Genomic DNA, 13,347 nt, shown 5'->3' with positions numbered 1-13,347 from the left:
AAATCGGGCCCCCGCCTGCGCGGGGGCGACGTTTTACACTTTCGGTTATTGCTGCGCCAACGGCCTCACATAGGTCAATAAACTGACCAGCGTCTTGCCCGGCTCTTCCCACGGGATCATGTGCGCCGAGCGCTCGAACCACACGGCCTGCTTGATGGGTGCCTTCACCTGCGCGAGCCAGGCCGCGGTCGGTGCCGTCGGCGTCGTGTAGTCGTGCCGGCCCATGAACATCACCACCGGGATCGGGAACGTCTTCACGTTCGAGAAATCCACCTGCACGAACTCCGGCAGGATGCGGCCCAGCGTCAGGAGGCTGCCCTGGTCGATGTCCTTCGCCTGCTTCGCATCGTAGTCCGGCGACAGGCGCGGGCCGTCGAAATAATAGGCGGACTCGCTGCGGTATGCGCTCAAGCCGCCGTAGTACTGGGGCCACTTGCGCGCGATGATGATGCGTTCGCGTGTGATCGGCTGGTTGCCGGGGTAGGGCGCGATCGACTGCAGATCGTGCAGCGCTTCCGCGTTGTCGTGGGCCTTGGCCTGTTCCAGCGCGTAGTCGAAGCTGATGCGTTCGTTCTCGCGCATGCTGATCACCTGGCCGATGCCGACGTAGGCATAGAACAGGTCGGGACGCTTCAGCGCCGCCTTCATGCCGACGATGGTGCCCCAGCTGTGGCCCATCAGGATCAGCTTCTTCTTGCCGTAGCGCTGGCGCAGGTGCTCCGCGACCTCGATCGCGTCGTCGACGTAGCGGTCGATGTGGATGGTGTCCGCGACCTTGTCCGGGGCGGTCTCGCCGTAGGTCTTGCCGGCGCCGCGCTGGTCCCAGTTCGCGATGGTGAAGTATTCCTCGAGCGGGCGCTCGAACTGCCACAGGGTCGGCGTGACGGGCGATGCGGGGCCGCCGTGCACGAACAGGATCATCGGGTTGTCGCGTTCCTGGCCGCGCACGGTGAGCCACTGGTCGATGCCGCCGATACGCGTCTTGTACGACTCCTGCACGCCGTGCGGCGCGACGATTTTATCGAGGTCCGCCACGATGGCCCGGGCTTGCGTCCATGCCTGCGCCCGTTCTTGTTGAACCTTGTCTTCCTGCGCGTGCACGGGCGCGCACGCGATGCCGAGCAGGGCCCAGCACCAGATCCAGATCCGCTTCATTGCCGTTCTCCTTATGTGTCGATATGGAGGCAGTGTAGCGGGCGGCGCGGCGGCCGGCAGCGGCAATGGCATGAACTGCGCCGTGCGCGGCATGGAATGCATGGCGCGCGGATGAACGTACGGTTTTTACTTTACGTTCATCTCCTTGAGCAGGTTGTCGGCATGGTCCACCTTCTCCATGTTCCACAGGATGTAGCGGATGTCGACCTGGATGTCGCGCGTGGCGCGCGGATTGAAATCCCAGTCGGAGATGATGGAATCGAGCGTGCCGTCGAACGCGAGGCCGACCAGTTCCCCGCGGGCGTTCAGCGCCGCCGAACCCGAGTTGCCGCCCGTGATGTCCAGCGTGGCGAGGAAGTCGACCGGCACGGTCTTGAGTACCGGATCGGCCCAGCGGCCGAAGTCCCGCGCGCGGATCGCGGCCAGCTGGCGCTCGGGCGCGTTGAATTCGCCCGCGCCCGTGTGCTTGGCGACGACGCCCTTCACGGTCGTGAACGCGGTCCAGGACCCGGTGCCGTCGGCGCCGTAGTCGCGGCCCCTGACGTTGCCGAAGGTGACGCGCAGCGTCGAGTTGGCGTCCGGGTAGACGGCCTGGCCGCGGCCGTTCATGTAGGCGATCTTGGCCTTCATGTAGCCGGCGTAGGCCTGCTGGATGTCCCCGGCCAGTTCGTCTTCCTCCGCTTCGCGCCGCATGTCGGCGTCGTACATCGCGACGGCGGCCTTGATGAAGCTGTCGTTGCTGGCCTTGAAGTCCTGCGGGGTCTTCGTCAGCCACGCCGTGCGCACGTCCTTGTCCTGCAGATGCGAGTCGGCGTAGATGCGGTCGAGCAGTGCTTTCAGATCGGTCTCCCCCATGCCCGGCTTGATGCCGAGGGCACTGTCGAACGCGGCGTCGTGCTGGTCGAGCGGCTGCGCGTCGTACTGCTTCAGGAAGTTCAGCACGAGGGCCTTGTCGACCTTGTCGTCGTACGTGCGGTCCTGGCCGCCGATGACGGACGCCAGGCGCGCCAGGTCGCGTTCCTGGTAGCCGGATTTGCGCAGCGCGTCCGGCTTCGCGCGCTCGTTGGCGAGCCGGTACAGGGTGCGCGCCGCGTTCAGGAAGCGCGGCATCGAATAGCCGAGGAAGAATTCGCGCCGGGTCTGCGCGTCGCGCCGGGCGATCAGCCGTTCGGCCGCCTCGATGGCGGCGCCGAATTCCGCCTTGCGCCGCGGGTTCGCATCCACCCAGGCCTTCAATGCATTGTGCTCGGCCGTCTTGCGCGCGAGGATGTCGCTGCCCTGGTAGCTGGCGAGCATGCCCTTGCGGTTCTTGTAGTAGTTGTTGACGCTGGCGACCTGGCCCGCGTACCTGAGGTGCGCGGCCGGATCGTTCTTCGTCTCGCGCTCGATGACGGCCAGCGTCTCGCCCGCCGCCTTCACATAGGCCGGATAGTTCCAGTCGAACGTGAACGCCACTTCGGACGGCAGGCGGTGCCGGTTCGTGCGGCCCGGGTAGCCGAGGGCCATGACGAAATCGCCCTCGCGCACGCCGCCTTGCGCGATCTTCAGCCACAGCCTGGGACGGTACGGGACGTTGTCCCTGGCGTAGTCCGCGGCCTTGCCGTCGCGGCCGACGTAGGCGCGATAGAAGCCGTAGTCGCCCGTGTGGCGCGGCCACATCCAGTTGTCGGTGTCGCCGCCGAACTTGCCGATGCCGCTTGGTGGCGCGTGCACGAGGCGCACGTCGCGGATCTCGAACTGCTTGATGCGGTAGAACGCGAGGCCGCCGTAGAAGCTCGCCACCGTGCAGCGGTAGCCGGCGTCCTGCTCGCATTCGGCGACGAGGGACTTCTGGTTCGTCTCCATCGCGTCCAGGCGCGCCTTGCCCGCCAGCCTGGCGACGTCCGGCGTGATCACGCGCCGGCTGACGTCGGCGACCTCCTCGGTGACGAACACGCGGCTGCCCGGCGCGGCCGGCAGTTCATCGGCCATCGTCCGCGCGAGGAAGCCGTCGGCGAGGAGGTCGCGCTGCGGCGTCGAGTTGACGGCCACGCTGTTGTACACGCAGTGGTGGTTCGTGATCACAAGGCCTTGATGCGACACGAACGAGGCCGAGCAGCCGCCCAGGCTGACGATGGCGCCCATCGGGAAACCGGTGAGCCTGGTGAGGGTCGCCGGATCGAGTTCGAGGCCGTCCGCCTTGAGCTGCTTCGCGACTTGCGGCAACTGCTGCGGCATCCACATGCCTTCGTCGGCGTGCGCGGCGCAGGCGGCGAGGAGGGCGAGCGGGAGGAAGGATTTAGGCATGGCCCGGTTCATAGTTGCGCCCCGATCAGGTCCGCCAGCATGCCGCCGATCTTTTCCGAGAAAGGCCGGTTCTGCCAGGCCTGCAGGCTCACCTGGCGCGCGTGCTTCCAGTCGTCTTCGAAGACCGCCTCCTGCTGTTTCGCGAAGCCGGCGTCGAGCACGTTCAGGTTCGCCTCGTCGTTGAGGATGAACGAGCGGTTGTCGAAGTTGGTGGAGCCGACCGAGACGAGGAGCGAATCCACGACCAGCGCCTTCACGTGGTACATCGTCGGCTGGTATTCGGCCATCTTGACGCCGGCCGCCAGCAGTTCGCCCCAGCGCTCGCGCGACGCGGCGCGCACGATGTCGGAATCGATGACCGGCCCGGGCGTGATGATGCGCACGTCGACGCCGCGTTTCGCCGCCGCGATGAGCGCCTTGAGGGCCAGCTCGTCCGGCACGAAGTAGGAATTCGACAGGTGGATCGTGTGGCGCGCGGCCGTGATCGCGAGCAGGTACATCAGGTGCATGCTCTCGCTGCCGCCCGTGGGCGAGCTGGAGAACATCTGCGCGGGCATGTCGCCTTGCGCGACGAGCGCCGGGAAATAGTCCGGGCCGTCCAGCACGGCGCCGGTCGCCTTCGTCCAGTTGTCGTTGAACACGGCCTGCATCTGCCCGACGACGGGACCTTCGACGCGGAAGTGGGAATCGCGCCAGTGGTCGGGGTCCTGGGCGTGGCCGCGCCATTTGTCGGCGATGCCGACGCCGCCCGTGAAGCCGGTCTTGCCGTCGACGATCAGGAGCTTGCGGTGCGTGCGGTTGTTCAGGCGCGCCAGCTTCCACCACACGGGCTTGTGGTAGCGGTGCACTTCCACGCCGGCGCGGCGCATCTCGTCGAGCGCGGCCTCGCCGATCTTCATGCTGCCGATCCAGTCGAGCAGCACGTGCACCTTGACGCCGGCGCGCGCCCGTTCCGACAGCGCTTCCGTGAACTCGCGCCCGATCGTGCCTTCCCAATAGATATAGGTTTCGAAGCTGATCGACTTCTGCGCCGAGCGGATCGCGTCCAGCATGGCGGGAAAGATCTGGTCGCCGTTGAGCAGCGCTTCGACCTTGTTGCCCTCGATGATGGGCGGGCCCAGCAGCACGCCGAGCGAACGCCGGAACTGCGGGTCGTTCGTGTCGTATTGCCGGGTCAACTGCGTGTCGATCTTCTTTTCGCCGGGCGAAAAGTTCAGCACGAGCAAGCCCGCCACGAGCGTGGCGATGCAAGTGATGAGGACGACGATGGAACGTTTGATGCGCATGAGCTCGGATTCCGGACGTAAAAAAACCAACGCCATGCGACGTTGGTTTTCAAAGTGGGGCTTGCACCTGTTTTAGCGGACGCGGCCGCGACGCAGCAGATTCACGATTGCGAGCAGGATGACGGCGCCCAGGAACGACACGAGCAGCGACGACACACTGAAGTCATCGGAGTTGATGGTGCCACTGCCGAACAGCGGGGACAGCAGCCAGCCACCCAGGAAGGCTCCCACGATGCCAACCACGATATTGAGAATCATGCCTTGCTCAGCATCCGTCTTCATGACCATGCTGGCGAGCCAGCCGAGCACACCACCGACAACGATCCAGATAATGAATAACATGTTGAGTCCTCCTCAAGTTGGAAAAAACATACTCCAGGCCAATTAACTGCCGAGGCCATGTGCAAAGTCTAGTGATGCACACCCCCCGGGGTCGGTGCGTTGCCGAACGTTAGACGCGCAAACCGCGAGTGCGTTCTCTTGTGATGCGGAATGTCCTGGAATGGGTGCGTCAGCGAACAGAAGCGCACTGCTCGGCAGGCATATCGTTTAAGCCACTTTGCATCAAGTGAACCGCGACATCCCGGACCGATTCGATTACTGAAAGGAATTTCATCATGGCCATTTTCGACACGACGACGACAGAGCAGAACAAGCAAAACCGCATGGTCACCGGGCTGTTCCCCGACCGCGCCAGCGCGGAGCGTGCCTATGACGCGATTTCGACCCGCGGCTATACGAAGGACGACGTCAACCTGATGATGTCGGACACCACCCGCAAGACCCAATTTACCGACACCGAGACTGAGCTGGGCAGCAAGGCCGCCGAGGGCGCCGCTGCCGGCGCCGGCATCGGCGGTACCATCGGCGCCGTGCTGGCCGGCGTGGCCGCGATCGGCACCTCGCTCGTGATCCCGGGCGCCGGCCTCGTCGTCGCCGGTCCGCTGGCGGCGGCCCTGGCCGGTGCGGGCGCGGGCGGCATCACCGGCGGCCTGATCGGTGCACTGATCGGCGCCGGCATCCCGGAAGAGCGCGTCAAACACTACGAGGAAGGCATCAACAACGGCGGCATCGTACTGGGCGTGACGCCGCGCTCGGATGAGGACGTCGCCTACCTGAACCAGACCTTCGTCGATAACGGCGGCTCGCACGTGATCGGCACCGGCATCGGCGCCGCCGCGGGCGCGGCCACCGGCGCCGCATTGGGCGCGGTCGGCGGTCCGGTCGGCATGGCAGCCGGTGCCGCGATCGGCGGCATCGCCGGCGGCATGGCCGGCAAGGGCGTGGGCGAAGTCGTCAATCCGAAAGCGGGCGACGACCTGGGCGAACACTACCTGGCCAAGGGCACGGGTGCCGGCGCCGGCGCGGCGATGGGCGCGGCGGCGGGTTCCGTGGCCGGCCCGGTCGGTGCCCTGGCCGGTGCCGCGATCGGCGGCCTGGCCGGCGGCGCAGCGGGCCGCGGCGCGGGCGAAGTGGTCAATCCGCACTCGGAAGACCGCCTGCATGAACACAACCTGGCGCAGGGCACCGGCGCCGGTGCGGGCGCACTGGCCGGTGCGGCCATCGGCAGCCCGGCGGGTCCGATCGGCGCCGTCGCGGGCGCTGCCATCGGCGGTATCGCGGGCGGCATGGCAGGCAAGGGCGCGGGCGAGGTCGCGAACCCGAAACCGGGCGACCAGCTGCATGAGCACAACCTGGCCGGCGGCGTCGGCGCGGGCGGCGGTGCCGCGGCCGGTGCCGCGCTGGGCGCGGTAGGCGGCCCGGTGGGCATGGCGGCCGGCGCGGCCATCGGCGGCATCGCCGGCGGCATGGTGGGCAAGGGTGCCGGCCACCTCGTCAATCCGACGGCGGAAGATGCCTACTGGCGCACCAACTACCAAACCCAGCCGTACTACACCCAGGGCTACACGTACGACGACTATTCGCCGGCCTACGCGCTGGGCTACAACAACGCGCGCCGCTTCCCGAACTACGACCTGGCCGAGCCGCACATGGCCGACGAGTGGGATCGCGTGAAGGGCCAGTCGCGCCTGTCGTGGGAGCAGGCCAAGTCGGCCAGCCGCGCCGCGTGGGACCGCGTGGAGCGTGCGATGCCGGGCGATCTGGACCGCGACGGCCGTTGATCGACGGGTAGGGTGGGCACCACGTGCCCACGCGTTCAACCCGTGAATGGACGATGCATTGACCACGTCCATTCAAACGCTGCCTGAACGCGTGGGCGGGGGCCGCCCACCCTACCGAAACTGACTGTTCGCCAAAAGAAAAAGCCTCGCGACGCGAGGCTTTTTTACGTCGGGATACGCCGATTACTGCTTGACGGCTTCGACCTGGATGGCCAGCTTGACTTCCGGCTTGAAGCCCATCTTGACGCCATAGTCCACGCCGAAATCGGCACGGTTGAACGTGGCCGACGCATCGGCGCCGCACACTTCGCGCTTGAGCATCGGGTGCTGGATGCACTTGAACTGGTTGATGTGCAGGGTGACCGGCTTGGTCACGCCGTGCAGGGTCAGTTCGCCGTTGACGGAGGCCGGCACGTCGCCCTTGAACACGAGCTTGCCCTTGTAGGTGGCGGTCGGGTACTTGGCCACGTCGAACATGTCCGGCCCCTTGGCGTGCTCGTTCAGCTTGGCGTAGCCGAAGTCCAGGCTCGTGGTGTCGATGGTGATGTCGACGGTGCCCGACTTGTTGGCGCGGTCCAGCACGATGGTGCCGTCGCTCTTGTCGAACTTGCCGCGCCAGTTGGACAGGCCGCCGAAGTGGTCGGCCTCGAAGCTCGGGTAGGTGTGGGCCGGGTCGACCTTGTAGGTGTCGGCGGCGAAGGCGGCGCTGGAAGCGAAGACGGCGGCGAGCAGGGCGAGGTGCTTGAATTTCATGAAAAACGGTCCTTTACGATGGGGTGTGGATTACTGTCCCGCAGCGACGCGGAATTTGATGACGACTTCGTCGGCGACCATGCTCGTGTCCTTCCACTCGCCTTCGCCGATGTTGAAGGCCAGCCGCCTGATCGGCAGCTGTCCTTCGAAAACCTGTCGGGTGCCTTCCGGCTTGATGGTGACCGGGAAGGTCACGTCCTGGACCCGGCCCTTGATGGTCAGCTTGCCCGAGACGGACAGCTTGCCCGCGCCGGCAGGCTTGATCGCGGACGACACGAAGGTCGCCTTGGGAAACTTGGGCGAGTTGAACCAGTCCTTGCCGGCCACTTCCTTGTTGTACTCGGCCTCGCCGATGTCGAAGCTGGCCGTGTCGATGTCGACGCGCGCCGTCGCCTTGTCCGGATGCGCGGCGTCGTAGTCGATCTGCGCGTCGAAGCGCTTGAACTTCGATTCGACCGGCACGTTCATCTGCTTGAACACGGCCGAGACGCTGCTGTGCGCCACGTCGGTCTTGAGCGGCATTGCGCTGGCGATCAGCGTGACGCCGGCAAGCAGCGCGGCAACTGAGGCGGCAAGGCCGCCACGAGTGAATGTCATGGTATCTCCTTCAGTGGGAACGGCCGGGCAGCATGCGTCCGAGCGTGCCGTCGCGGTCGACGATCTGGTGTTTCAGGGCGGCGACCACGTGCAGGCCGACGAGGCCGGCCATGGTCATGTTCAGCCAGTAATGGATCGGCTTCAGCGTGTCAGCCAGCGCCTTGTCCTTGGCGATCAGCACGGGCAGCTTGATCAGTTCGAAATAGACGACCGGGAAGCCGGCCGCCAGCGTATAAAAATAGCCGGACAGCGGCACGGCGAAGATCAGCACGTACAGCAGGTGGTGCAGGCCGTGGGCGGCGCCGCGCTGCCACGCGGGCATCGACGCGGGCAGGGCCGGCGGGCGGTTCTTCAGGCGCCACAGCAGGCGCAACGTGGCCAGCAGCAGCACGGTGACGCCCGCCCACTTATGCCACGAAAAATATTTCAGCTTGGTGGGCGAGATGCCGGGCATGTCCGTCATCACGAGACCGAGCGTGAACGCCCCGATGATCAGCACGGCGATCAGCCAGTGAAGCACGATGGCGGTCGTTGTATAGCGCTGCATGGGCGGAGTCTCCGATCAGTTAGTACGTGTTAGAACCAAATCTTACCAAGTTCGGCCAGGTTAAGCAGCCGGCATTTCCTTAAACACACTAGCACGACTCGCGCACCGGCGTTGTTTTGCAATAGGGACACTTTACCTGTTCCAAATATCGTAAGGAAGCCAGCTAAGCGGATAACTTTGTTCAGTAAATGGGACAATCCGTGGTTCGTATGCCAGCCCGAGCGGCGTGCGCGACAAAATCGCGCGACCGTGAAGGTAAAATGTTAAAAAAATGGATTTATAAAAGATAATGATTGGGAAATGATTATTTCTTTCGGCAAGCGATGAACCCGATGGTTCCCAGAACCCATTGCCGCACGTCCGGCGCGCCCCTGCTGGTGGCCGCGCTGCTGCTGGCGCAGCCGGTCCATGCCGACGAGGGGGCGCGCCGGCCGGGAGGCGAGTTCGTCGACCTGTCGATCGAAGAGCTGGCGAACATCGACGTCACGTCGGTATCGCGCCGGCCCGAGCGCCTGCAGGACGCGCCGGCGTCCGTGTTCGTGATCACGGCGGACGACATCCGCCGCTCCGGCGCCCGCACCCTCGTCGACGCCCTGAACCTGGCGCCCAACGTGCAGGTCGCGCGCAGCAGCAACACGAACGCGTTCATTTCCGCGCGCGGCATGAACGGCACGAGCAACAGCCCGGCCAACAAGCTGCTGGTGATGATCGACGGCCGGTCCGTGTATTCGCCGCTGTTTTCCGGCACGTTCTGGGACGAGCCGGACGTCATGCTGGAAGACGTCGAGCGGATCGAGGTGATCAGCGGCCCGGGCGGCACGCTGTGGGGCGTGAATGCCGTCAACGGCGTCATCAACATCACCACGCGCCGCGCGCGCGACACGCAGGGCGACCTGCTCGTGCTGCGCGCCGACGACGGCGGCGTCCAGGCCGCGTTCCGCCACGGCGCCGCGACGGACGGCGGCCATTGGCGCGCGTACGGCAAGGCGTTCCGGCTGGCGCACAGCGAACTGGCGTCGGGCCAGCCGATCGACGACGACTGGACGCAGGGCCAGGTCGGCTGGCGCGGCGACTGGGAGCGCGGGCCCGAGCGGTTCAGCGTCAACGCCAATGCCTGGCGCGGGCGCGAGGGCCAGCCGGTGCCGGGCGTCATCGCGGCACCCGGCGCGAGCACGGGCCTGGACGACATCCGGCTGCACGGCGCCAACGTCACCGGGCGCTGGGAGCACCAGATCGACGGCGGCGGCAGCGTGACCGCGCGCGCCTATTACGACACCCGCTACCGCCGCGTGCCGCCCACGTTCGCCGACCGCGTGGACATCGTCGACGTGGAGCTGCAGCACGCGCTGGCGCCGGCCGGGCGCCACAGCATCGTGTGGGGCGGCGAGTACCGCTACAACTGGGACCACGTCGACAACAGCCGCTTCGTCGCCTTCCTGCCGGCCAGCGACAGGCAGGCCTGGGCCAGCCTGTTCGCGCAGGACGAGATGGCGTTGCGGGACGACCTGCGCGCCACCATCGGCGCGCGCTGGGAGCGCAATCCGTACACGGGCGCCGAATTCCTGCCGACCGTGCGCCTGTCGTGGCGCGCCACGCCGGCGCACGCGTTCTGGGCGGCCGTGTCGCGCACGGTGCGCGCGCCGTCGCGGCTGGACGTCGACGCCTACGTGCCGGGCGCGCCGCCCTACCTGCTGGCGGGCGGCCGGCAAGTGCGGTCCGAGACCGCGCGCGTGTTCGAACTGGGCTACCGCGGGCAGGCGGGGCAGCGCGTGTCGTATTCCGTGACCGCGTACCGCAACCTGTACGACCACCTGCGCACCCAGGACATCACCCCCGACAGGCGCGCGATCGTGTTCGGCAACCTGATGGCGGGCCAGGCGCGCGGCATCGAAGCGTGGGGCAACGTGCAGGTGAGCGAGTCGTGGCGCATCGCGGCGGGTGCGACCTTGCTGCACGAGGACTTTGCGCTCAAGCCGGGCAGCGGTGACCTGGGCAGCGTCATGACGACGGGCCGCGACCCGGCCTACACGGCCCAGCTGCGCTCCAGCCACACGCTCGACGAGAAGCGCGAGCTGGAACTGGCCGTGCGCCGCAACGGCGCGCTGGGATTCCCGTACGTGCCGGCCTACACGGCCATCGACGCGCGGTTCGGCTGGCGGTTCGCGCCGGGGATGGAGTTATCGGTGATCGGGACGAACCTGAACGGCAGCCACGCGGAATACGGCGTGGTGCCCGTGCGCACCGAAGTGCCCAGGACGGTGGGGGTCAAGTTGACGTGGCAGAGGTGAAGAGGACGACTACTCAGTGAGAAACGTCGCCCCCGCGAAGGCGGGGGCCCAAGTTCTACGCGTTTCGACAGCTCATGCAAAATTAGGTTCCCGCCTCCGCGGGAACGACGTACCGTTTTCTTTGCAGCGCTATCCGCGAAATGCTTAAATCGCCTTCGCCAGCTGCGCCGCCAGGCCCGTGTAATTCGCCGGCGTCATGGCCAGCAGCAGGTCCTTGGCGTCCTGCGGAATCGCCAGCTTGCCGATGAATTCCTGCAGCGCGTCGCGCGTGATGCCCTTGCCGCGCGTGAGTTCCTTCAGCTGTTCGTACGGGTTCTCGATGCCGAAGCGGCGCATCACCGTCTGCACCGGCTCGGCCAGCACTTCCCAGTTCGCGTCGAGGTCCTGCGCCAGGCGCTGCGGATTCACTTCCAGCTTGTTCAGGCCGCGCAGGCAGCTGTCGTACGCGAGCAGCGCGTAGCCGAAGCCCACGCCGATGTTGCGCAGGACCGTCGAGTCGGTGAGGTCGCGCTGCATGCGCGAGACCGGCAGTTTATCCGCCATGTGGCGCAGCATGGCGTTGGCCAGGCCGAGGTTGCCTTCCGAGTTCTCGAAGTCGATCGGATTGACTTTATGGGGCATCGTCGACGAACCGATCTCGCCGGCCTTCAGCTTCTGCTTGAAGTAGCCGAGCGAGACATAGGTCCAGATGTCGCGGTTCAGGTCGAGCAGGATCGTGTTCGTGCGCGCGATCGCGTCGAACAGTTCGGCCATGTAGTCGTGCGGTTCGATCTGGATCGTGTACGGGTTGAACGTCAGGCCCAGGCGCTGCTCGATCACGTTCTTCGAGAACGCCGGCCAGTCGAAGCCCGGGTATGCCGACAGGTGCGCGTTGTAGTTGCCGACGGCGCCGTTCATCTTGCCGAGGATTTCCACGTCGGCGATGCGCTTCACCGCGCGCTGCAGGCGGGCGACGACGTTGGCGAATTCCTTGCCGAGGGTCGTCGGGCTGGCGGTCTGGCCGTGCGTGCGCGACAGCATCGGCAGGTCGGCGTTCGTGTGGGCGATCTCGGTCAGCCTGGCGATCACCGCCTGCAGCGACGGCAGCAGCACGCCGTCGCGGGCCGCCTTCAGCATCATGCCGTGCGACGTGTTGTTGATGTCTTCCGAGGTGCACGCGAAGTGGATGAATTCGGAGGCCGCGACCAGCTCCGGCACGTCCTTGACCTGTTCCTTCAGCCAGTACTCGACGGCCTTCACGTCGTGGTTGGTGACGGCCTCGATGTCCTTGATGCGGGCGGCGTCGCTGTCCGAGAAGCCGGCGGCGATCTTGTCCAGCAGGGCGGACGCTTGCGCGGAGAACGGTTTCAGCTCGGCGAAGCCGGCTTGCGACAGCGCCTGCAGCCAGGCGATCTCCACTTTCACGCGGTGGTGCATGAAGCCGGCTTCCGACAGGATGGGGCGCAGCTTGTCGGTCTTGGCGGCGTAGCGGCCGTCCAGGGGGGACAGGGCCGACAGGGTCGAGGAGGAGGCGGTAGAGGTCATGGGAGGCGGGAAGCGGTGAGTGCAAAAACGAGATTCTACCATCGGCGGCCTGCCCGGGATCGCTTTGTCAAGTCTCATTTGCCCACCGTTGCAAGCGGTTCCCTGCGTTCGGCCGGCGAAAGGCCGATGCTATACTGTCAGCCACTCCCCAATACTGAGCATTTATGAAACTCATCGGTTCCGTCACCAGTGCCTACGTGCGCAAGGCGCGCGTCGTGCTGGCAGAAAAAAAGCTCGACTATCAGTTCGAGCTGGAAAACGTCTGGGCACCGGAAACGAACATCGCGTCGTCGAACCCGCTCGGGAAAGTCCCGTGCCTCGTGATGGAGGACGGCAGCGCGATGTACGACTCGCGCGTGATCGCCGAATACCTCGATACGCTGACGCCCGTCTGCAAGCTGCTGCCCGCGAACAGCCGCGACCGCGCCAACGTCAAGGTGTGGGAAGCGCTGGCGGACGGCGTGCTGGATGCGGCCGTGCTGGCCTTCCTGGAGCGCACGTGGCGCCCGGCCGAGCAGCAGAGCCAGGCCTGGTTCGACCGCCAGATGGGCAAGGTGCACGGCGGCCTGGCCGTGATGTCCGAGAACCTGGGCGAGCAGCCGTTCTGCATGGGCATCCATTACACGCTGGCCGACGTCGCCGTCGGCTGCACGCTGGGCTGGCTGGCGTTCCGCTTCCCCGACATCGCCTGGCGCGACACCTGCCCGAACCTGGCGCGCCTGTTCGACAAGCTGTCCGAACGGCAGTCGTTCAAGGACACCGTGCCTTTCCTGCCGCAGTGAGCGCCC

11 protein-coding genes are annotated in these 13,347 nt (G+C 66.2%); 3 read left to right on the top strand and 8 right to left on the bottom strand.

What is annotated here, in order from left to right; all coding sequences use genetic code 11:
* Positions 1 to 45: 45 nt before the first annotated feature.
* From ACEN9Q_RS23570 to ACEN9Q_RS23555, 4 genes are all read right to left on the bottom strand, one after another.
* Positions 46 to 1,155, bottom strand: coding sequence for an alpha/beta hydrolase (locus ACEN9Q_RS23570; protein ID WP_056438600.1), 1,110 nt, complete (start codon positions 1,153 to 1,155; stop codon positions 46 to 48).
* A 126-nt stretch (positions 1,156 to 1,281) separates the two neighbouring features.
* Positions 1,282 to 3,441: a S46 family peptidase gene (locus ACEN9Q_RS23565; RefSeq protein ID WP_495626227.1), complete on the bottom strand. Its 2,160-nt coding sequence runs from the start codon at positions 3,439 to 3,441 to the stop codon at positions 1,282 to 1,284.
* Between the two features lie 8 nt (positions 3,442 to 3,449).
* Positions 3,450 to 4,727, bottom strand: a complete 1,278-nt coding sequence (gene cls, locus ACEN9Q_RS23560) for a cardiolipin synthase (RefSeq protein ID WP_056438595.1) — start codon at positions 4,725 to 4,727, stop codon at positions 3,450 to 3,452.
* A gap of 72 nt (positions 4,728 to 4,799) precedes the next feature.
* Positions 4,800 to 5,069 carry a GlsB/YeaQ/YmgE family stress response membrane protein gene (locus ACEN9Q_RS23555; RefSeq protein ID WP_056438592.1) on the bottom strand — a complete coding sequence of 90 codons (270 nt, stop codon included), beginning with the start codon at positions 5,067 to 5,069 and terminating at the stop codon, positions 4,800 to 4,802.
* Between the two features lie 275 nt (positions 5,070 to 5,344).
* Here ACEN9Q_RS23555 and ACEN9Q_RS23550 point away from each other — a divergent pair, with 275 nt between their 5' ends.
* The gene (locus ACEN9Q_RS23550; RefSeq protein WP_056438589.1) at positions 5,345 to 6,850 is read left to right on the top strand and encodes a hypothetical protein; all 1,506 of its coding nucleotides are present in this window, start codon (positions 5,345 to 5,347) and stop codon (positions 6,848 to 6,850) included.
* Between the two features lie 183 nt (positions 6,851 to 7,033).
* Here the strand turns inward: ACEN9Q_RS23550 and ACEN9Q_RS23545 are convergent, their stop codons facing one another.
* Genes ACEN9Q_RS23545 through ACEN9Q_RS23535 form a run of 3 tightly spaced genes read right to left on the bottom strand, consistent with a single transcriptional unit; the run spans position 7,034 to position 8,747 of the window.
* Positions 7,034 to 7,603: a YceI family protein gene (locus ACEN9Q_RS23545; protein WP_056438586.1), complete on the bottom strand. Its 570-nt coding sequence runs from the start codon at positions 7,601 to 7,603 to the stop codon at positions 7,034 to 7,036.
* A gap of 30 nt (positions 7,604 to 7,633) precedes the next feature.
* Positions 7,634 to 8,200, bottom strand: coding sequence for a YceI family protein (locus tag ACEN9Q_RS23540; protein ID WP_495626226.1), 567 nt, complete (start codon positions 8,198 to 8,200; stop codon positions 7,634 to 7,636).
* 10 nt (positions 8,201 to 8,210) lie between these two features.
* Positions 8,211 to 8,747, bottom strand: coding sequence for a cytochrome b (locus tag ACEN9Q_RS23535; protein WP_056438580.1), 537 nt, complete (start codon positions 8,745 to 8,747; stop codon positions 8,211 to 8,213).
* A gap of 332 nt (positions 8,748 to 9,079) precedes the next feature.
* Between ACEN9Q_RS23535 and ACEN9Q_RS23530 the strand changes: the two genes are divergently transcribed.
* The gene (locus ACEN9Q_RS23530) at positions 9,080 to 11,035 is read left to right on the top strand and encodes a TOL_0244 family TonB-dependent receptor (RefSeq protein WP_495626225.1); all 1,956 of its coding nucleotides are present in this window, start codon (positions 9,080 to 9,082) and stop codon (positions 11,033 to 11,035) included.
* Between the two features lie 144 nt (positions 11,036 to 11,179).
* On the opposite strand, the gene purB is transcribed toward ACEN9Q_RS23530, so the two are convergent.
* Positions 11,180 to 12,559 (bottom strand): adenylosuccinate lyase, encoded by a 1,380-nt coding sequence (gene purB, locus ACEN9Q_RS23525; RefSeq protein ID WP_495626224.1) that lies wholly within the window; start codon positions 12,557 to 12,559, stop codon positions 11,180 to 11,182.
* A gap of 164 nt (positions 12,560 to 12,723) precedes the next feature.
* Here purB and ACEN9Q_RS23520 point away from each other — a divergent pair, with 164 nt between their 5' ends.
* Entirely contained in the window at positions 12,724 to 13,341 is a 618-nt protein-coding gene (locus ACEN9Q_RS23520; RefSeq protein ID WP_495626223.1) for a glutathione S-transferase N-terminal domain-containing protein, read from the top strand.
* Positions 13,342 to 13,347 lie beyond the last annotated feature (6 nt).

This window comes from Massilia sp. Masssp93 (assembly GCF_059491295.1).
The sequence above is the reverse complement of the archived record's forward strand: the minus strand, read 5'-3'. Positions and strand labels throughout refer to the sequence as shown.